22 protein-coding genes are annotated in these 17,722 nt (G+C 55.5%); 12 read left to right on the forward strand and 10 right to left on the reverse strand.

What is annotated here, in order from left to right:
* Positions 1-14 precede the first annotated feature (14 nt).
* The 7 genes from rpoN to PGR23_RS22295 are packed head-to-tail and all read right to left on the reverse strand — an operon-like array spanning position 15 to position 5,873.
* Entirely contained in the window at positions 15-1,448 is a 1,434-nt protein-coding gene (gene rpoN, locus PGR23_RS22265; RefSeq protein WP_396279360.1) for an RNA polymerase factor sigma-54, read from the reverse strand.
* A 47-nt stretch (positions 1,449-1,495) separates the two neighbouring features.
* Positions 1,496-2,221 carry an LPS export ABC transporter ATP-binding protein gene (gene lptB, locus PGR23_RS22270; protein ID WP_004206203.1) on the reverse strand — a complete coding sequence of 242 codons (726 nt, stop codon included), beginning with the start codon at positions 2,219-2,221 and terminating at the stop codon, positions 1,496-1,498.
* A gap of 6 nt (positions 2,222-2,227) precedes the next feature.
* Positions 2,228-2,773, reverse strand: coding sequence for a lipopolysaccharide ABC transporter substrate-binding protein LptA (lptA, locus tag PGR23_RS22275; protein WP_015369494.1), 546 nt, complete (start codon positions 2,771-2,773; stop codon positions 2,228-2,230).
* The gene (lptC, locus tag PGR23_RS22280; RefSeq protein ID WP_047044700.1) at positions 2,742-3,317 is read right to left on the reverse strand and encodes an LPS export ABC transporter periplasmic protein LptC; all 576 of its coding nucleotides are present in this window, start codon (positions 3,315-3,317) and stop codon (positions 2,742-2,744) included. The genes lptA and lptC overlap by 32 nt, the downstream gene beginning before the upstream one ends.
* Positions 3,314-3,880 carry a 3-deoxy-manno-octulosonate-8-phosphatase KdsC gene (gene kdsC, locus PGR23_RS22285; protein WP_015369496.1) on the reverse strand — a complete coding sequence of 189 codons (567 nt, stop codon included), beginning with the start codon at positions 3,878-3,880 and terminating at the stop codon, positions 3,314-3,316. The genes lptC and kdsC overlap by 4 nt, the downstream gene beginning before the upstream one ends.
* Positions 3,881-3,894: 14 nt before the next feature.
* A complete protein-coding gene (gene kdsD / locus PGR23_RS22290) occupies positions 3,895-4,881 on the reverse strand; it encodes an arabinose-5-phosphate isomerase KdsD (RefSeq protein ID WP_015369497.1) in 987 nt (328 codons plus the stop codon).
* 14 nt (positions 4,882-4,895) lie between these two features.
* A complete protein-coding gene (locus PGR23_RS22295; RefSeq protein WP_047044703.1) occupies positions 4,896-5,873 on the reverse strand; it encodes a calcium/sodium antiporter in 978 nt (325 codons plus the stop codon).
* A 206-nt stretch (positions 5,874-6,079) separates the two neighbouring features.
* Between PGR23_RS22295 and mlaF the strand changes: the two genes are divergently transcribed.
* From mlaF to murA, 7 genes are all read left to right on the forward strand, one after another.
* On the forward strand, positions 6,080-6,892 hold the full coding sequence (gene mlaF, locus PGR23_RS22300; RefSeq protein WP_015369499.1) for a phospholipid ABC transporter ATP-binding protein MlaF: 813 nt from the start codon (positions 6,080-6,082) through the stop codon (positions 6,890-6,892).
* Positions 6,893-6,899: 7 nt separating this feature from the next.
* Complete coding sequence (gene mlaE / locus PGR23_RS22305) at positions 6,900-7,682, forward strand: lipid asymmetry maintenance ABC transporter permease subunit MlaE (RefSeq protein WP_015369500.1); 783 nt, start codon at positions 6,900-6,902, stop codon at positions 7,680-7,682.
* A 4-nt stretch (positions 7,683-7,686) separates the two neighbouring features.
* Positions 7,687-8,238, forward strand: a complete 552-nt coding sequence (mlaD, locus tag PGR23_RS22310) for an outer membrane lipid asymmetry maintenance protein MlaD (protein WP_045394997.1) — start codon at positions 7,687-7,689, stop codon at positions 8,236-8,238.
* Between the two features lie 18 nt (positions 8,239-8,256).
* Positions 8,257-8,892: a phospholipid-binding protein MlaC gene (gene mlaC / locus PGR23_RS22315; RefSeq protein ID WP_045394964.1), complete on the forward strand. Its 636-nt coding sequence runs from the start codon at positions 8,257-8,259 to the stop codon at positions 8,890-8,892.
* Positions 8,892-9,182, forward strand: coding sequence for a lipid asymmetry maintenance protein MlaB (gene mlaB, locus PGR23_RS22320; protein ID WP_015369503.1), 291 nt, complete (start codon positions 8,892-8,894; stop codon positions 9,180-9,182). The genes mlaC and mlaB overlap by 1 nt, the downstream gene beginning before the upstream one ends.
* A gap of 136 nt (positions 9,183-9,318) precedes the next feature.
* Entirely contained in the window at positions 9,319-9,573 is a 255-nt protein-coding gene (ibaG, locus tag PGR23_RS22325; protein ID WP_015369504.1) for a BolA family iron metabolism protein IbaG, read from the forward strand.
* Positions 9,574-9,627: 54 nt separating this feature from the next.
* Positions 9,628-10,887 carry a UDP-N-acetylglucosamine 1-carboxyvinyltransferase gene (murA, locus tag PGR23_RS22330; RefSeq protein WP_045394960.1) on the forward strand — a complete coding sequence of 420 codons (1,260 nt, stop codon included), beginning with the start codon at positions 9,628-9,630 and terminating at the stop codon, positions 10,885-10,887.
* 62 nt (positions 10,888-10,949) lie between these two features.
* Here the strand turns inward: murA and sfsB are convergent, their stop codons facing one another.
* Both sfsB and ispB read right to left on the reverse strand, forming a co-directional pair.
* Positions 10,950-11,222: a DNA-binding transcriptional regulator SfsB gene (gene sfsB, locus PGR23_RS22335; RefSeq protein WP_015369506.1), complete on the reverse strand. Its 273-nt coding sequence runs from the start codon at positions 11,220-11,222 to the stop codon at positions 10,950-10,952.
* Positions 11,223-11,416: 194 nt separating this feature from the next.
* Positions 11,417-12,388 carry an octaprenyl diphosphate synthase gene (gene ispB / locus PGR23_RS22340; protein WP_045394958.1) on the reverse strand — a complete coding sequence of 324 codons (972 nt, stop codon included), beginning with the start codon at positions 12,386-12,388 and terminating at the stop codon, positions 11,417-11,419.
* A gap of 260 nt (positions 12,389-12,648) precedes the next feature.
* Here ispB and rplU point away from each other — a divergent pair, with 260 nt between their 5' ends.
* The 4 genes from rplU to cgtA all read left to right on the forward strand — a co-directional run bounded on the left by rplU (position 12,649) and on the right by cgtA (position 15,494).
* On the forward strand, positions 12,649-12,960 hold the full coding sequence (rplU, locus tag PGR23_RS22345) for a 50S ribosomal protein L21 (RefSeq protein WP_015703604.1): 312 nt from the start codon (positions 12,649-12,651) through the stop codon (positions 12,958-12,960).
* Between the two features lie 21 nt (positions 12,961-12,981).
* Positions 12,982-13,239, forward strand: a complete 258-nt coding sequence (gene rpmA, locus PGR23_RS22350) for a 50S ribosomal protein L27 (protein WP_002434222.1) — start codon at positions 12,982-12,984, stop codon at positions 13,237-13,239.
* A gap of 98 nt (positions 13,240-13,337) precedes the next feature.
* Positions 13,338-14,303, forward strand: coding sequence for a DMT family transporter (locus PGR23_RS22355; protein ID WP_015369509.1), 966 nt, complete (start codon positions 13,338-13,340; stop codon positions 14,301-14,303).
* A gap of 15 nt (positions 14,304-14,318) precedes the next feature.
* Positions 14,319-15,494: an Obg family GTPase CgtA gene (cgtA, locus tag PGR23_RS22360; protein WP_045377966.1), complete on the forward strand. Its 1,176-nt coding sequence runs from the start codon at positions 14,319-14,321 to the stop codon at positions 15,492-15,494.
* A gap of 44 nt (positions 15,495-15,538) precedes the next feature.
* Here the strand turns inward: cgtA and dacB are convergent, their stop codons facing one another.
* Positions 15,539-16,972 carry a serine-type D-Ala-D-Ala carboxypeptidase gene (gene dacB / locus PGR23_RS22365; RefSeq protein WP_047044712.1) on the reverse strand — a complete coding sequence of 478 codons (1,434 nt, stop codon included), beginning with the start codon at positions 16,970-16,972 and terminating at the stop codon, positions 15,539-15,541.
* Positions 16,973-17,207: 235 nt separating this feature from the next.
* Between dacB and greA the strand changes: the two genes are divergently transcribed.
* Complete coding sequence (greA, locus tag PGR23_RS22370) at positions 17,208-17,684, forward strand: transcription elongation factor GreA (protein ID WP_045394952.1); 477 nt, start codon at positions 17,208-17,210, stop codon at positions 17,682-17,684.
* Positions 17,685-17,722: the final 38 nt, after the last annotated feature.

Here is a 17,722-nt window from a genome sequence, read left to right on the forward strand (position 1 = left end):
CCTTATCGGTTGTGTCAGACCAGTTGTTTGCGCTGGTTTGACGGCGGAATGGATAAAGACTCTCGGTACTTAGCAACAGTGCGCCGTGCCACCATAATACCCTGATCGGAGAGCATGGTGGTGAGCTTGCTGTCGCTCAACGGCTTCGCGGGGTTTTCCGCGGCGATTAACTTCTTCACCAGCGCGCGAATGGCGGTAGACGAGGCTTCGCCGCCGCCTTCGGTATTCACATGGCTGGAGAAGAAATACTTCAACTCAAAAATACCGCGTGGACTGTGCAGATATTTTTGCGTGGTAACGCGTGAAATTGTTGATTCATGCATCTCGACGGCCTGGGCGATATCCGCCAGCACCATCGGTTTCATAAATTCTTCGCCCTGCTCAAAGAAGGCCTGCTGCTGTTCGACGATGCAGCGGCTGACACGCAGCAGGGTATCGTTACGGCTCTCAAGGCTCTTAATCAGCCAGCGGGCTTCCTGCAGGTTGCTGCGGATAAATTGGCTGTCGGCGTCGTTGCGCGCATTATTGCCCATCGCCGCGTATTGCTGATTAATCTTCAGCCGCGGAATGCTATCGGAATTGAGCTCGACAACCCAGCGGTCGCTAACCTTGCGCACCAGCACATCCGGGATCACGTACTCCGGCTCGCTGGTTTGTATGGACTGCCCCGGCCGCGGATCCAGCGACTGGATCAGGCAAACCGCCTCTTTCAGAACGTCTTCTTTCAAGCGGGTGACGCGCATCAGGCTGCGGAAATCGTGGTTGGCCAGGAGATCAAGATGCTCGCTGATGATCAACCGCGCCTCTTCCAGCCACGGCGTCTCTTTGGCAAATTGTGAAAGCTGGATCAGCAGGCAGTCACGGAGATCCCTGGCGGCGACGCCGACCGGATCGAAACGCTGCACGCGTTTGAGTACCGCTTCCACTTCCTCAATGCCAATTTCATCATCTTCGATACTATCGACAATGTCCTGAATGGGAATAGTAAGGTAGCCGGTATCGTCAACGGCATCGACGATGGAGGTGGCAATCGCGCGGTCGGTATCGGTGAAAGGCGTGAGCTCAACCTGCCACATCAGATAATCCTGCAGGCTCTGGGTGGTTTCACCCTGATAGATCGGCAGTTCATCGTCCTGGTAGTCGACGCCATTACCCGACGGCGTGCCGGCGGTGTAGATTTCATCCCAGCTGGCGTCCAGCGGCAGCTCATCCGGCATCTCTTTTTGTTCGAGCGCGTCGACGGTATCCAGGGACTCGCGGTCCTCGGCTTCTGTGGTTTCAACCTCTTCGTGAAGATCGGTTTGCTCAAGCAATGGGTTACTCTCCAGCGCCTGCTGGAGTTCTTGCTGGAGTTCTAACGTAGACAGCTGCAACAAGCGGATGGCCTGCTGCAGTTGGGGCGTCATGGCAAGCTGTTGGCTTAGCCTTAATTGCAAACCTTGCTTCATGTTCAGGGTCAATATCTCCGGCTAAAACGTCTATAACCTCTACCCTATCAGAGTCTGAAGTCTTCCCCAAGGTACACGCGTTTAACCTGCTCGTCTTCAAGGATTTGCTGCGGGGTGCCGTGGGCGATGAGATGGCCCTGGCTTACGATATAAGCTCGTTCACAGACCGCCAGCGTCTCCCTGACGTTATGGTCAGTAATGAGTACGCCAAGCCCGCTGTCGCGCAGGTGTTCGATGATGCGTTTAATATCGATAACGGAGATGGGGTCGACCCCGGCGAACGGTTCATCCAGCAGGATGAATTTGGGGTTCGCCGCCAGCGCGCGGGCGATTTCGACGCGGCGGCGTTCACCGCCGGAGAGCGCCTGGCCCAGGCTATCGCGCAGGTGTTCGATGTGGAATTCTTCCATCAGCTCTTTAGCGCGATCTTCACGCTGCTCGCTGCTGAGATCGTCGCGAATCTGCAGCACCGCCATCAGGTTATCGTAGACGCTCAGGCGGCGGAAGATAGAGGCTTCCTGCGGCAGATAACCAATGCCGCGGCGCGCGCGCGCGTGCAGCGGCAGCAGACTGATATCTTCATCGTCAATGATAATGTTGCCGGCATCGCGCGGCACAATGCCCACCACCATATAAAAGGTGGTGGTCTTACCGGCGCCGTTCGGGCCCAGCAGACCGACGATTTCACCGGAGTTGACGGTCAGGCTGACGTCTTCCACCACGCGGCGGCCTTTGTAGGCTTTGGCGAGGTTTTTTGCAGTTAATGTTGCCATAACGGATTACTTACCTTTCTTTTGCTGATCGCCGCTTTTGTCCTGCAACTGCGAAGGCACCAGTACCGTAGTCACGCGACCGCCTTTGTTGCTGAAGGCCTGCATTTTCTGCTCTTTCACCAGATAGGTGATTTTATCGCCCTGAATATTGCTATCCAGCTGTTCCAGATGCGCGTTACCGGTCAGCACCACGAAATCGTTCTGCAGTTCATAATGCATTTTCGACGCGCGGCCTTTCACCGGTTTGCCATTGTCCTGCATCTGATAGAAGGTGGCCGGATTGCCGAAACCGTCGATCACCTCTTTGCCTTTTTCACCGCCAGGGCGGGTAACCACGACTTTGTCGGCATTGATCTTAATGGTCCCCTGGGTAACGACCACGTTACCGGTGAAGGTCACGACGTTACCCTGCATATCCAGCGACTGCTGATCGGATTCGATGTGAATCGGCTGATCGGTATCGCCGGTTTTTGCCAGAGCCGGCAGGCTGGCGGCCAGAAGCGCGCTTGCGAGCGCAATGTTAAGGCTGAGTTTGTTTGTTCTGAATTTCATAAGAGGTTCTAACCTTTTCAATCAGCTCGGCATTTTTGCTGCGTAGGTTCCCGCGCATTTTCAGGCCGCTGGAATTAAATGTTGTTCCGTATAACGTCACCATATCGTCAGAGGTTACATCCTGGGTCACCAGGTTCACCTGCGCGTTATCGGTGGTAATTTTGCGCAGTTGAGAGTCGGGGCTCAACGCGTCGACCTCAACGTGGCCGTAAAGATACAGCATACGGTCGTTGGTTAACTTGGCTTTATCCGCTCTGATTGACCAGGCCGGAACCTTGTTGGTATCAAAGGTAGTCATTACCGGGTTGGTGAACCACGATACTTCTTGTTCGGAAAAGTATTCGACATGCTCGGCTATCAGACGATAGCTCAACGCGCCTTCCGGGCTGTACACCACGGTATCGGTATGCTCGCTTTTATACGTCGGATCGTTAGGATTGACCGCGACGGTCGCGGTGTCGTCCGTACTCGCCAGGTTCAGGCCGATCAGGATCAACGCGACCAGCGATAGTAAGATGATAACCCAACGTCTGGTTTTACTCATATTGATTGCCCTTTGGCCTCATCAAGCTTGCCCTGCGCCAATAGTAACAAATCGCAGACTTCGCGTACCGCGCCGCGTCCGCCGTTAATTCGCGTGACATAGTTCGCCCGCGGGAGCAGCAGCGGATGCGCATCGGCGACGGCGACGCTTAAACCGACCTCCGCCATTACCGGCCAGTCGATCAGATCGTCGCCAATGTACGCGACTTCATCGGGGCGAACCGCCAGTTTGCTTAATAATTCGCGAAACGCCAATAGCTTATCGGACTGACCTTGATACAGATGCGTAATGCCCAGCGTCTGGCAGCGGTCTTCTACCAGTTTAGCTTTTCGCCCGGTAATAATCGCGACTTCAATACCGGAAGTCAGCGCGCAGCGGATCCCGTAGCCATCGCGGACGTTAAACGCTTTCAGTTCTTCGCCGTTGTTGCCCATATAGATAAGGCCGTCGGAAAGCACGCCGTCGACGTCGAGGATCAGTAAACGGATCTTCGCCGCCCGGTCGATAAATTCCTGGCTTACCGGCCCGTAGCAGGTGTCGACCTGGGCATCAGCATTATTCATTATTTTATCCTTACTTACACTACGCCAGCGCGCAGCAGATCGTGCATATGTACCACACCTAGCAGTCGGTCGCCATCGGCAACCAGCACGCAGGTGATATGGCGGGACTGCATCAGGTTGAGCGCATCTACCGCCAGCATGCCCGGACGAATGCGGATCCCGCCTGGGGTCATGACTTCAGCGATGCTGGCGTTGCGCATATCGACGCCGGTATCGAAGACGCGGCGCAGGTCGCCATCGGTGAAGATGCCGATGATATTCATCTCGTCATCGCAGATGGCCGTCATGCCTAAATTCTTACGGGTGATTTCCAGCAGCGCATCGCGCAGGGTGGCCTGCAGGCCGACGTGAGGGATCTCATCGCCGGTATGCATAATATCATTGACCCGCAGCAGCAGCTTACGACCAAGTGCGCCGCCGGGGTGCGACAAGGCGAAATCTTCGGCGGTAAAGCCGCGGGCTTCGAGCAGCGCTACGGCAAGGGCGTCACCCATCACCAGCGCGGCGGTGGTGCTGGAGGTCGGCGCCAGTCCTAGCGGACAGGCCTCTTTCGGCACTTTCACACATAGATGAATATCGGCGGCGCGCGCCATGCTGCTGTCCGGACGGCTGGTGACGCAGATAAGCGGCACCTGCTGGCGTTTAAGCACCGGAATCAACGCCAGAATTTCATTAGATTCACCGGAATTGGATAGCGCGATGACCACATCCTGCGGCGTGACCATCCCCAGATCGCCGTGAGCCGCTTCACCGGGATGGACAAAAAAAGCCGAAGTACCGGTACTGGCGAAAGTCGCCGCCATTTTGCGCCCGATATGACCGGATTTACCCATGCCCATCACCACGACTTTACCGCCGCAGCGGAAAATCGTTTCACAGGCGCGGGTGAAATCTTCATTAATATACTGATCGAGCTGGGCCAGACCTTCACGTTCAATTTCCAGAACCTGACGTCCTGCCTGTTGAAAGTCAAAATCCGTTGGCAAATCTATTTGCGACATGATGTTATCCCAATTCATTCAATGAAGAACGGCGCAGAACAGAACAGTAGCGCCAACCAAACCATAAAGCCGCCGACCAGCAAGGCGCCCGCTACGCGTCCCGGCTGCCGTTTGCGCCGCCAGCACAGCAGCGCGAAGATAGCGCTGACCAGCAGCATTACGCTGTAGTCGCGCGTAAAAGCTTCGGCAGGGAAGGCGCCAGGGGCGATTAACGCCGGCAGCCCGAGCACCAACACAAGGTTAAGGATATTCGCGCCAATGATATTCCCGATGGCGATATCGTCTTCCCCTTTTCGTGCGCCGGCGATAGCGGTGGCCAGTTCCGGCAGGCTGGTGCCGATAGCAATAACCGTTAAGCCGACCGTCAGCTCGCTAATGGCGAAATAGTTCGCCAGCACCGTGGCGTTATCAACCACCATGCGGGTGGCCATCGGCATGACGATCATCGCCACCCCGAGCCACAGCAGGGCGACGGGCAGAGAACCGCCGCGTGGCAGCTCCGCCAGCTGTTCCCGGGTCAGGCTATCGCTGCCCTGGCGTTCCGCCAGGCGCGCTATCTTTAGGGTAAACACCAGCCACAGTATGGCTAGCGCCAGTAAAAACAGCCCGTCCAGACGCGACAGTTGACCATCGTAAAGTACAAATCCCGCCAGTAAACTGACCAGCAACATTAACGGCAATTCGCGGCGCAGGATATCAGAATGCACGGTAAATGGATGGAGCAGGGCGGCAAGACCGAGAATTAATAGAATATTAGTAATATTGGATCCCAACGCCGTGCCGATCGCCAAATCGGTTTGTCCGTGCAGGGAGGCGGCGACGGAAACGATGATCTCCGGCAGGCTGGTACCGATGCTCACGACAGTCATGCCGATGATGAGCGGCGGGATCCCCATCATGCGGCACAGTATTGAAGCGGCGTATACCAGACGATCGGCGCTGTAAACGACCAGCAGTAAACCAATTATTAACAGAGCCGTTGCTAAGAGCATCTAAAGTCCTTTCTTCAGGTATAATCGTCGCCTCGCTGGCCGTCCGTACGCAGCGTAACGAATTCTTAATTTTGACTTTATGTGTGGCAAAAGTAAAACAAATGCCAGCTTTCGCTAACCCGGGCAGGTAAGATTCTGTAAAAATGTTGGGTTTGTGGTGAAAGAAAGCGCCATGCTTAGCCCGAAGGTTTAGTAAGGATGATTTTATGAGCCAAACTCTGGCGAATTTAGTCGAGGTTCGCGGTATTCGTTTCTCTCGGGGCGACCGCGTCATCTTCGATGATATCTCGCTATCGGTGCCTCGCGGCAAGATTACCGCCATTATGGGGCCATCGGGGATCGGCAAGACGACCCTGCTGCGTTTGATCGGCGGCCAGATCCCGCCGGACAGCGGCGAGATCCTGTTTGACGGCGAAAACGTGCCGCAAATGACGCGCTCGCGGCTGTATACCGTGCGTAAACGCATGAGCATGCTGTTTCAGTCCGGCGCGCTATTCACCGATATGAACGTGTTTGATAACGTAGCTTACCCGCTGCGCGAACATACTCAGTTGCCGGATGCGCTGCTGCATACCACCGTCATGATGAAGCTGGAGGCGGTTGGGCTACGCGGCGCGGCGAAACTGATGCCTTCTGAACTCTCCGGCGGGATGGCGCGGCGCGCGGCGCTGGCGCGGGCGATTGCCCTTGAGCCGGATCTGATCATGTTTGACGAACCCTTCGTCGGACAAGATCCCATCACCATGGGCGTATTGGTTAAACTTATCTCAGAGCTGAATAGCACCCTGGGAGTGACCTGCATTGTGGTATCGCACGACGTACCGGAAGTGCTGAGCATTGCGGATTACGCCTACATCGTGGCGGATAAGAAAATCGTTGCCCACGGCAGCGCGCAATCGCTGCGTGAAAATAGCGATCCGCGCGTGCGCCAGTTCATTGATGGCATCGCTGACGGCCCGGTGCCGTTCCGCTATCCTGCGGGCGATTACCACCATGATTTATTAGGCAAAGGGAGCTAAACGACTCATGCTATTTAATGCGCTGGCAGCGCTCGGACACCGCGGCATCAAAACCACCGCGACCTTCGGGCGCGCCGGATTAATGCTGTTTAATGCCGTGGTGGGCAAGCCGGAATTTCGCAAGCATGCGCCGCTGCTGGTACGCCAGCTGTATAACGTCGGCGTGCTATCGATGCTGATTATTATCGTCTCGGGGCTGTTCATCGGAATGGTACTGGGGCTGCAGGGTTATCTGGTATTAACGACCTATAGCGCTGAGACCAGTCTGGGCATGCTGGTGGCGCTGTCGCTGCTGCGCGAACTGGGGCCGGTGGTGGCCGCGCTGCTGTTCGCCGGGCGAGCCGGTTCGGCGTTAACCGCCGAGATTGGCCTGATGCGGGCGACCGAGCAGCTCTCCAGCATGGAGATGATGGCGGTGGATCCGCTGCGCCGGGTGATTTCGCCGCGCTTCTGGGCCGGGGTCATCTCGCTACCGCTGTTGACGATCATTTTCGTCGCCGTGGGGGTCTGGGGCGGTTCGCTGGTTGGCGTAAGCTGGAAAGGCATCGACGCAGGGTTCTTCTGGACCGCGATGCAAAATGCCGTCGACTGGCGAATGGATCTGGTTAACTGCCTGATTAAAAGTCTGGTTTTTGCCGTTACGGTAACCTGGATTGCGTTATTCAATGGTTATGACGCTATCCCCACTTCCGCTGGAATTAGCCGGGCAACGACGCGCACCGTGGTGCATTCGTCGCTGGCGGTTCTGGGGCTGGATTTTGTGCTGACTGCGCTGATGTTTGGGAATTAAGTTCATGCAAACGAAAAAAAATGAGATCTGGGTAGGTGTGTTCTTACTGGCGGCGCTGCTAGCGGCGCTGTTTGTCTGTCTGAAGGCGGCGAACGTGACCTCGTTGCGTACCGAACCGACTTACCGTCTTTATGCGACCTTCGATAACATCGGCGGTCTGAAAGCGCGTTCACCGGTGCGTATCGGCGGTGTGGTGGTCGGTCGCGTTGCCGATATTACCCTCGATCCGAAAACCTATCTGCCGCGTGTTGCCATCGATATCGACGAAAGCTACAACCACATTCCGGATACCAGTTCGCTGGCGATTCGTACTTCCGGCCTGCTCGGGGAGCAGTACCTGGCGCTGAACGTCGGTTTCGAAGATCCGGAACTGGGCACCGCTATTCTTAAAGACGGCGGTACGATTCAGGACACCAAGTCCGCGATGGTACTGGAAGATCTGATAGGCCAGTTCCTCTATAACAGCAAGGGCGGCGATAATCAGAATTCTGACAATGATAAGGCGGCGGCTGAGAGTCATACTGACGCTACGCCGCAGGCCGGCATGACGCATTAATTTCAGGAGAGACAAGATATGTTTAAACGCTTACTCATGGTCGCCATGCTGGTGATTGCTCCACTGACCGCCGCGCATGCCGCGGATCAAACTAACCCGTATAAGCTGATGGACGAGGCGGCGCAGAAGACCTTCGATCGTCTGAAGAACGAACAGCCGAAGATCAAAGCGAACCCAAACTATCTGCGTGATATCGTCGATCAGGAACTGCTGCCTTACGTGCAGGTGAAATACGCCGGCGCGCTGGTGCTGGGCCGTTACTACAAAGAGGCGACGCCTGCACAGCGTGAAGCCTACTTTGCCGCCTTCCGCGAATATCTGAAACAGGCTTACGGTCAGGCGCTGGCCATGTATCACGGGCAGACTTATCAAATTGCGCCTGAGCAGCCGCTGGGCAGCGCAACCATCGTACCGATTCGCGTCACCATCCTCGACCCGAATGGCCGTCCTCCGGTACGCCTGGACTTCCAATGGCGTAAAAATACCCAGACCGGCAACTGGCAGGCTTATGACATGATCGCCGAAGGCGTCAGCATGATCACTACCAAACAAAACGAGTGGAGCGATCTGCTGCGTACGAAAGGCGTTGACGGTCTGACCGCGCAGCTGAAAGCTATTTCTGCCCAGCCTATCACTCTGGAACAGAAAAAATAATGAGCGAGCAACTGAGCTGGAACCGCGACGGTGAACGCCTGGCGTTGCGCGGCGAACTGGATCAGGAATTTATACTGCCGCTGTGGAATGCCCGCGCGCAGGCCACCGACGGCGTATCCACTATCGACCTCAGCGACGTTTCGCGGGTCGATAGCGCCGGAGTGGCGTTGCTGGTTCATTTTGTCGCGCTGGTACGCCGGCAGGGCAAAACGGCGCAAGTGGTAGGAAAAAGCGAAAACCTGCAAACGCTGGTGAGTCTTTACAACCTTCCGGCAGACATGATCCCGTAAATTTTTCAGTAGGTTAATGCTGAAGCTATTCTGAAAGCCCCATCAATCTGTTCGATGGGGCTTTTTGCTTGTTTAAGACAGCGCCACTTTCCTCTAAGATGTTGGGCTGTTTTCACACTCAGAAAAATGTGATCCCATGGAAAATCATGAAATTCAGACCGTGCTGATGAACGCACTCTCCCTTCAGGAAGTCCACGTCTCTGGCGATGGCAGCCACTTTCAGGTTATCGCTGTGGGTGAGATGTTTGACGGCATGAGCCGGGTAAAAAAACAGCAGGCTATCTACGCGCCGCTGATGGAATATATTGCCGACAATCGCATTCATGCGCTGTCGATCAAAGCGTTTACCCCGCAAGAATGGGCGCGCGATCGCAAACTTAATGGCTTTTAAGCTGTAGGGATGTTCCCTACAGCGTTGATGAATTTTTAACCGAGAACAGAATCAATGGATAAATTCCGTGTTCAGGGGCCGACTCGCCTGCAGGGCGAGGTCACCATTTCCGGCGCTAAAAACGCTGCCCTGCCAATCCTCTTTGCCGCGCTGTTAGCCGAAGAGCCGATTGAAATCCAGAATGTACCGAAGCTGAAAGATATCGATACCACCATGAAGCTGCTGAGCCAGCTGGGCGCGAAGGTCGAGCGCAATGGTTCCGTATGGATCGATGCCGGTCCGGTAAATGTTTTCTGTGCTCCGTACGATTTAGTGAAAACCATGCGCGCTTCCATCTGGGCGCTGGGGCCGCTGGTGGCGCGTTTCGGTCAGGGTCAGGTTTCTCTGCCGGGCGGCTGCGCTATCGGCGCGCGTCCGGTCGACCTGCATATTACCGGCCTGGAACAGCTGGGCGCGGAAATCAAACTGGAAGAAGGCTATGTGAAGGCATCAGTCAATGGGCGTCTGAAAGGCGCGCATATCGTGATGGATAAGGTGAGCGTAGGGGCGACCGTGACTATCATGAGCGCGGCGACGCTGGCTGAAGGCACCACGGTTATCGAAAACGCCGCGCGCGAGCCGGAAATCGTCGATACCGCCAACTTCCTCAACGCGCTGGGCGCGAAAATCAAAGGCCAGGGCAGCGACCGTATCACCATCGAAGGCGTCGCGCGTCTCGGCGGCGGCGTTTATCGCGTGCTGCCGGACCGTATCGAAACCGGTACCTTCCTGGTCGCGGCGGCGATCTCCGGCGGTAAAATTATGTGCCGCCATGCGCAGCCGGATACCCTGGATGCGGTGCTGGCGAAGCTGCGCGAAGCTGGCGCGGATATTGAAGTCGGTGAAGACTGGATTAGCCTCGATATGCACGGCAACCGTCCGAAAGCGGTCAACGTGCGTACCGCGCCGCACCCGGGTTTCCCAACCGACATGCAGGCGCAGTTCACCTTGCTGAACCTGGTGGCTGAAGGGACTGGCGTTATCACCGAAACCATCTTCGAAAACCGCTTCATGCACATTCCGGAACTGATCCGTATGGGCGCGCACGCGGAAATCGAGAGCAATACCGCGATTTGCCATGGTGTCGCGAAGCTGTCCGGCGCACAGGTCATGGCGACCGACCTGCGTGCATCCGCAAGCCTGGTACTGGCGGGTTGTATTGCGGAAGGGACGACCATCGTCGACCGTATCTATCACATCGATCGCGGCTATGAGCGCATCGAAGATAAACTGCAGGCTCTGGGCGCGAATATCGAACGCGTCAAGGGCGAGTAGTCCCGCTTCGGTAGCAGCCCTCTGACGTCCGTCCGGGGGCTGTTATCGAGCTCTCCCTCACCTTAGGTCTTATTTCTCTTCTGACGCATCATCTGCGTTCTGTCGATGAACTGATGGGTAATGGGATCGTGATAACGCGATGGCCAAATAACCCACGGATCGGTTCCCAGCGCGTTAGCAATAATCAATTCGCCCTTTGGCCACGGACGGGTTAGTGCGTTGGCAAGCGTAGAAGAGCTTAAACCGTGACGTCGCGACTCAGCTGCGAGCGATGTCCCCTTTTTGCGAAGGCCGGCAATGATATCCGCTGAATGCCAGTCGATGAACTTATCCATAAATTCTCCCGGTGATAACTGTCTGCGCGTCAATACGGACGGCTGAAATACTATACCCTGGTTCTTATATGGTTTTAACAAGTTCCATTATCGTTCCTGTATATTCGGAATATATTAAGGTTTCTGGCGTTATTTGAAGGATATTGGATTTTATTGGAACTCTCCCGCGCAATGCGCGCGGGAGAAAGGGGGGATTAGTGGTCGCGCTGAACGGCGATATGGGCAAGGCCGATGAGCGCCTCGCGCCACGGCGTATCCGGCAGAACCTGCAGCGCGGCGATAGCTTTATCGGCTTCTTCTTCCGCACGTTTCTGCGTCCACTCCAGCGAACCGCAGGCCGCCATGGTTTCAAGTACGGCGTCAAGCAGATGGCGTCCGTTACCCTGCTCGATAGCGCCGCGAATCATCGCCGCCTGATCCGGGGTACCGTGATGCATCGCGTGCAGTAGCGGCAGCGTTGGTTTGCCTTCGTTCAGGTCATCACCGACGTTTTTGCCAAGGCGTTCGCCATCGGAACTGTAATCCAGCAGATCGTCAATCAGCTGGAACGCGGTGCCGAGGTAACGACCATAATCCTGCAGCGCCTGTTCTTCTTCCGCGCTGCAGCCAGCCAGGATGCCGGAACACTGCGAAGCGGCTTCAAACAGACGGGCGGTCTTACTGTAGATGACCCGCATATAGTTCTCTTCTGTGATATCCGGGTCGTTGACGTTCATCAACTGCAGGACTTCACCTTCGGCGATAACGTTTACGGCTTCCGACATCACCTCCAGCACCTTCAGCGAACCGAGGCGAGTCATCATCTGGAAGGCGCGAGTGTAGATAAAGTCGCCCACCAGTACGCTGGCGGCGTTACCGAACGCGGCATTGGCCGTCGCCTTGCCGCGGCGCATATCGGACTCGTCGACGACGTCGTCATGCAGCAGGGTCGCGGTATGAATAAATTCGATCAGTGCGGCAATGTTGACGTGCGCATTCCCCTGATAGCCGACCGCACGCGCTGCAAGCACGGCGATCATCGGACGAATACGTTTACCGCCTCCGCTGACGATGTAGTAGCCTAACTGATTGATAAGCTGTACATCTGAGTTGAGCTGCTCGAGGATTGCCGCATTGACACCCGCCATATCCTGCGCGGTTAACTCATTGATTTTTTCTAAATTCATCGCAAAAGCCGGGCCAAATGTCCTGTTACCGCGAATCCAGGTGGGATCACAGAAGGATTAAGATAGAATTAAAAGAAGATATGATTGTACTGAAAAATCAGCGCAGATAAACGTTAGCGTGAAAGTTGTGTTTTTTTTCTGCGTTGATCGATGATCGCTCTTGTCAAAGGGTCGCGTTTTGCGTAATATTCGCGCCCTATTGTGAATATTTATAGCGCACTCTGAATCACACGAAGAGGTGCGCGGAAGCGGAGTTTTATATGTACGCGGTTTTCCAAAGTGGTGGTAAACAACACCGAGTAAGCGAAGGTCAGACCGTTCGCCTGGAAAAGCTGGACATCGCAACTGGCGAAGCTGTTGAGTTCGCTGAAGTTCTGATGATCGCAAACGGTGAAGAAATCAAGATCGGCGTTCCTTTCGTTGAGGGCGGCGTAATCAAAGCTGAAGTTGTTGCTCACGGTCGTGGCGAGAAAGTTAAAATCGTTAAGTTTCGTCGTCGTAAACACTATCGTAAGCAAGCAGGCCACCGTCAGTGGTTCACTGATGTGAAAATCACTGGCATCAGCGCCTAAGACTTGAGGGAGTAGATTTAAATGGCACATAAAAAGGCTGGCGGCTCGACTCGTAACGGTCGCGATTCAGAAGCTAAACGTCTGGGCGTAAAACGTTTCGGCGGTGAAGCAGTTCTGGCAGGTAGCATCATCGTTCGTCAACGTGGTACCAAATTCCACGCTGGCACCAACGTTGGTTGCGGCCGTGACCACACTCTGTTCGCTTTGACTGACGGTAAAGTCAAGTTCGAAGTTAAAGGCCCGAAAAACCGTAAATTCATCAGCATCGTTGCTGAATAAGTTTTTCGCGTCCTGGTGACGGATGAAAGCCCCGCAACACGTTGCGGGGCTTTTTACATTAGAATCCCGGAAAAATTTCTGCAGGGAAAACGGGCATCATGAAGCAGCAGGCCGGCATAGGCATTCTTTTGGCGCTAACCACCGCGATGTGTTGGGGAGCTCTGCCAATTGCAATGAAGCAGGTTCTCGAAGTGATGGAGCCGCCAACGGTGGTCTTTTATCGCTTTTTGATGGCCAGTATTGGTCTTGGCGCGATCCTCGCCATCAAAGGCAAGCTGCCGCCGCTGCGTATTTTTCGCAAGCCGCGCTGGTTGGTTTTATTAGCGATTGCTACCGGCGGTCTGTTCGGTAACTTCATTCTGTTCAGCTCTTCCTTGCAATATCTCAGTCCAACGGCCTCCCAGGTCATCGGCCAGTTATCACCGGTCGGTATGATGGTGGCAAGCGTTGTGATTCTGAAAGAGCGCATGCGTGGTACCCAGGTTGTAGGGGCGCTGATGTTGCTCAGCGGGCTGGTGATGTTCTTCAACACCAGCCTGATTGAAATCTTTACCCGTCTCACGGACTACACGTGGGGGGTAATTTTTGGTGTCGCAGCGGCAACGGTGTGGGTAAGCTACGGGGTCGCGCAAAAGGTGTTATTGCGGCGCCTGGCATCACAGCAGATACTATTTTTGCTGTACACTTTATGTACGATTGCTTTACTGCCACTCGCTAAACCGGGGGTTATCTCCCAACTGAGCGACTGGCAACTGGCTTGCCTGATTTTTTGCGGGCTGAATACCCTGGTCGGCTACGGGGCGCTGGCGGAAGCCATGGCGCGCTGGCAGGCGGCGCAGGTCAGCGCGTTAATTACCTTAACGCCACTGTTTACGCTACTGTTTTCTGATTTATTATCAATGGCCTGGCCCGATGTTTTCGCCAGACCGATGTTAAACCTGATTGGTTATCTCGGTGCGTTTGTCGTGGTTGCGGGCGCGATGTATTCCGCCATTGGCCATCGTCTTTGGGGACGCTGGCGCAAGCGAGAAGCGGTTGTACCGCTGCCCCGCTCAGGCGAATGATTTACGGAGAGTAAAATGAAGTTTGTAGATGAAGCAACGATCCTGGTCGTAGCAGGTGACGGCGGCAATGGTTGCGTTAGCTTCCGCCGCGAAAAATATATTCCGCGAGGCGGCCCGGACGGCGGCGATGGCGGTGACGGCGGCGACGTTTGGCTGGAAGCGGACGAGAACCTCAACACCCTGATCGACTATCGATTCGAAAAATCTTTCCGCGCAGAACGCGGACAGAACGGTCAGAGCCGCGACTGTACCGGTAAACGCGGTAAAGATGTCACGGTGAAAGTGCCTGTAGGGACCCGCGTCATCGACCAGGGAACCGGCGAGACCATGGGCGATATGACCAAGCACGGTCAGCGTTTAATGGTTGCGAAAGGCGGCTGGCATGGTCTGGGCAACACGCGCTTCAAATCATCCGTTAACCGTACCCCGCGTCAGAAAACCATGGGTACGCCGGGCGATAAGCGCGATCTGCAGCTCGAGCTGATGCTGCTGGCCGACGTGGGGATGCTGGGGATGCCGAATGCCGGTAAATCCACCTTCATTCGCGCGGTCTCCGCGGCGAAGCCGAAAGTGGCCGACTATCCATTTACCACCCTGGTACCGAGCCTGGGCGTGGTGCGTATGGACAACGAGAAGAGCTTTGTGGTCGCCGATATTCCGGGGCTGATTGAGGGCGCAGCGGAAGGCGCTGGCCTTGGTATTCGCTTCCTTAAGCACCTCGAGCGCTGCCGCGTGCTGCTGCACCTTATCGACATCGAGCCTATCGACGGTTCCGATCCGGTAGAAAACGCGCGCATTATCATCGGCGAACTGGAGAAATACAGCGAGAAGCTGGCCTCTAAACCGCGCTGGCTGGTCTTCAACAAGATTGACCTGATGGACAAAGCGGAGGCTGAAGCCAAAGCGAAGGCTATCGCCGAAGCGCTGGGTTGGGAAGATAAGTTCTATCTGATCTCCGCGGCCAGCCAGCAGGGCGTTAAAGACCTGTGCTGGGACGTGATGACCTTTATCATCGAAAATCCAATCGTGCAGGCGGAAGAAGAGCAGAAGCCGGAGAAAGTCGAGTTCATGTGGGACGACTATCACCGTCAGCAGCTTGAAGAAGCCGAACTGGAAGAAGATGACGAAGACTGGGATGACGACTGGGACGAAGACGACGAAGAAGGCGTCGAATTCATCTACAAGCGTTAATTCTGAGTAAAAAGGGCCGCATCATCTGATGCGGCCCTTTAGTTTTAGTTGTTCTGGTACAAATCTTTATACAGTCGACTTTCGAAGCGCACCAATGGTATGCGGCGGTTGCGCTGGTCGCCCGGCGGCACCGCATAGCCGGAGAGATACTGCACGAAGGCCATCTTTTGCCCGCTGGCGGTGGTAATGAAACCTGCCAGGTTATATACCCCCTGCAGCGAACCGGTCTTCGCCGAAACCTTACCGTCAACGCCCGCCTGATGAAGACCGGCGCGATACTGCAGCGAACCATCGTGTCCGGCAAGCGGCAACATCGAGATAAAGTTGAGCTCGTTATCGTGCTGAGCGATGTACTGCAATACCTGCATCATGGTCGCCGGCGCGATAAGATTGTGCCGGGACAGGCCTGAGCCATCGGCGATAATCGTGTTACCGAGGTCAATACCCGCCTGCTGGCGCAGAATTTGCCGCACCGCGTCGGAACCGGCGCGCCAGGTTCCCGGCACGCCCATTCGCGCGTGGCCGATAGTACGAAACACCGTATCGGCAATCATGTTGTCGGATTTCTTCAACATGATGCGTAGAAGATCGTGCAACGGCGCCGATTGGGTCGTCGCCAGCACGGTGCCCGGATCGTTAGCCAGGGTCTGGCGCAAGAGAGTGCCGCTGTAGGTGATACCCGCATCGGTGAGCTCGGCTTTCAGGATCGCGCCTGCATAGCCTGCGCCGTCCTGAATGGCGAACGCCAGCGGCAGCGGCTCGCTGCGCTGCGGCAGGCAGCCGGTGAGGGTGTAGCGGTTGAGATCGCCCGGTACGACGTCCAGCTCGCAATACTGCGCCTCTGCGGAGCCGCGGGCGAGCGTCCGCACCTGGCTGAACATGGTGACCGGATAGTAAGAGGCCACGCGGATAAAGGCCAAATCGCCGGGTTTCTGCGCGCTATAGAGTGAGACGGAGAAACAGTTACGATCAACAATCGCTGCCGCTGGCGGGGCGCTGAAGCACTGCGTCATGTCATTCCATGGCCAGCCGGGGGCTTTATCGTGGCTAGCGAAAACCGAGGTATCGATAAGCACATTGCCTTCAATGCGCTGTACGCCGGCTTTTTTCAGCGACGCCACCATGTTGCGGATATCCTGACGCTTTAGCGTCGGATCGCCGCCGAAGCGGGCAATCAGGTCGCCTTTCAGCACACCGCCGTCAAGCGAGCCTTTGGTTTCCAGCGTCGTGGTGAAGCGGAAGTCCGGCCCCAGCTGCAGCAACGCCGCCAGCGCGGTGATCACCTTCTGGGTACTGGCAGGCAGCGCCATCTGTTGGCTGTGGAAGTCTATCTCCGGCGTCGGGGAGCCAACCTTCTGCGCCATGAAGGCAAGGTTCGCGCCAGCAGGAAGCTGACTGATGTACTCGTCAATATTCGCGGCCTGAGCGCTAAGCGCTATACCGGCAGTCAATCCGATGATAAATCTGGGAAATCGCATAATCTCGCGCTAACAACCTGAAACCAAGCCGTCATACTACGGTGCATCACCCTGTAAAGTAAACGATGACCCATAGTGAACTTCAGGGTAAAATGCGTATCAAATTGAAAATTGCTGCTGACCTGGGGAGTGTTTCCCGGGTCGGTTTTCTTTTTGCTTCGGCCATGGCTAAGACGTGACCGATGGCGGAACGACTCCGTCCGTTCCATGAAGGAATGATAAAGAGGTATAACAAATGCAAGCTATTCCGATGACCTTACGTGGCGCAGAGAAGCTGCGCGAAGAACTGGATTTCCTGAAGTCCGTACGTCGTCCAGAGATTATTGCTGCTATCGCCGAGGCGCGTGAGCACGGCGATCTGAAAGAGAACGCGGAATACCACGCTGCCCGCGAACAGCAGGGCTTCTGCGAAGGTCGTATCAAGGATATCGAAGCAAAACTGTCGAATGCGCAGGTTATCGATATCACTAAGATGCCGAATAATGGCCGCGTGATTTTCGGCTCCACGGTCAGCGTGCTGAACCTGGATAACGACGAAGAGCAGACTTACCGTATCGTGGGCGATGACGAAGCGGATTTTAAACAGAATCTCATCTCTGTGAATTCACCGATCGCCCGCGGTCTGATTGGCAAAGAGCAGGATGATGTCGTCACTATCCGTACCCCGGGTGGTGAAGTGGAATACGAAATTACCAAGGTTGAGTACCTGTAAGGCGTATTTCCCGCTACGATGTTTATAGATTGTAAAGA

It is taken from the genome of Klebsiella sp. 141162, assembly GCF_050600755.1.
GTDB classification, from domain to species: domain Bacteria; phylum Pseudomonadota; class Gammaproteobacteria; order Enterobacterales; family Enterobacteriaceae; genus Klebsiella; species Klebsiella aerogenes.

What these genes read in the sequence shown, in the direction of transcription:
- kdsC (WP_015369496.1), bottom strand. Translation starts at nt 3,880, where the DNA reads ATGAATAATGCTGATGCCCAGGTCGACACCTGCTACGGGCCGGTAAGC.
- mlaF (WP_015369499.1), top strand. Translation starts at nt 6,080, where the DNA reads ATGAGCCAAACTCTGGCGAATTTAGTCGAGGTTCGCGGTATTCGTTTC.
- PGR23_RS22295 (WP_047044703.1), bottom strand. Translation starts at nt 5,873, where the DNA reads ATGCTCTTAGCAACGGCTCTGTTAATAATTGGTTTACTGCTGGTCGTT.
- PGR23_RS22355 (WP_015369509.1), top strand. Translation starts at nt 13,338, where the DNA reads ATGAAGCAGCAGGCCGGCATAGGCATTCTTTTGGCGCTAACCACCGCG.
- lptB (WP_004206203.1), bottom strand. Translation starts at nt 2,221, where the DNA reads ATGGCAACATTAACTGCAAAAAACCTCGCCAAAGCCTACAAAGGCCGC.
- kdsD (WP_015369497.1), bottom strand. Translation starts at nt 4,881, where the DNA reads ATGTCGCAAATAGATTTGCCAACGGATTTTGACTTTCAACAGGCAGGA.
- rpoN (WP_396279360.1), bottom strand. Translation starts at nt 1,448, where the DNA reads ATGAAGCAAGGTTTGCAATTAAGGCTAAGCCAACAGCTTGCCATGACG.
- mlaD (WP_045394997.1), top strand. Translation starts at nt 7,687, where the DNA reads ATGCAAACGAAAAAAAATGAGATCTGGGTAGGTGTGTTCTTACTGGCG.
- ispB (WP_045394958.1), bottom strand. Translation starts at nt 12,388, where the DNA reads ATGAATTTAGAAAAAATCAATGAGTTAACCGCGCAGGATATGGCGGGT.
- lptA (WP_015369494.1), bottom strand. Translation starts at nt 2,773, where the DNA reads ATGAAATTCAGAACAAACAAACTCAGCCTTAACATTGCGCTCGCAAGC.
- mlaE (WP_015369500.1), top strand. Translation starts at nt 6,900, where the DNA reads ATGCTATTTAATGCGCTGGCAGCGCTCGGACACCGCGGCATCAAAACC.
- rplU (WP_015703604.1), top strand. Translation starts at nt 12,649, where the DNA reads ATGTACGCGGTTTTCCAAAGTGGTGGTAAACAACACCGAGTAAGCGAA.
- sfsB (WP_015369506.1), bottom strand. Translation starts at nt 11,222, where the DNA reads ATGGATAAGTTCATCGACTGGCATTCAGCGGATATCATTGCCGGCCTT.
- ibaG (WP_015369504.1), top strand. Translation starts at nt 9,319, where the DNA reads ATGGAAAATCATGAAATTCAGACCGTGCTGATGAACGCACTCTCCCTT.
- greA (WP_045394952.1), top strand. Translation starts at nt 17,208, where the DNA reads ATGCAAGCTATTCCGATGACCTTACGTGGCGCAGAGAAGCTGCGCGAA.
- mlaC (WP_045394964.1), top strand. Translation starts at nt 8,257, where the DNA reads ATGTTTAAACGCTTACTCATGGTCGCCATGCTGGTGATTGCTCCACTG.
- murA (WP_045394960.1), top strand. Translation starts at nt 9,628, where the DNA reads ATGGATAAATTCCGTGTTCAGGGGCCGACTCGCCTGCAGGGCGAGGTC.
- mlaB (WP_015369503.1), top strand. Translation starts at nt 8,892, where the DNA reads ATGAGCGAGCAACTGAGCTGGAACCGCGACGGTGAACGCCTGGCGTTG.
- rpmA (WP_002434222.1), top strand. Translation starts at nt 12,982, where the DNA reads ATGGCACATAAAAAGGCTGGCGGCTCGACTCGTAACGGTCGCGATTCA.
- dacB (WP_047044712.1), bottom strand. Translation starts at nt 16,972, where the DNA reads ATGCGATTTCCCAGATTTATCATCGGATTGACTGCCGGTATAGCGCTT.
- cgtA (WP_045377966.1), top strand. Translation starts at nt 14,319, where the DNA reads ATGAAGTTTGTAGATGAAGCAACGATCCTGGTCGTAGCAGGTGACGGC.
- lptC (WP_047044700.1), bottom strand. Translation starts at nt 3,317, where the DNA reads ATGAGTAAAACCAGACGTTGGGTTATCATCTTACTATCGCTGGTCGCG.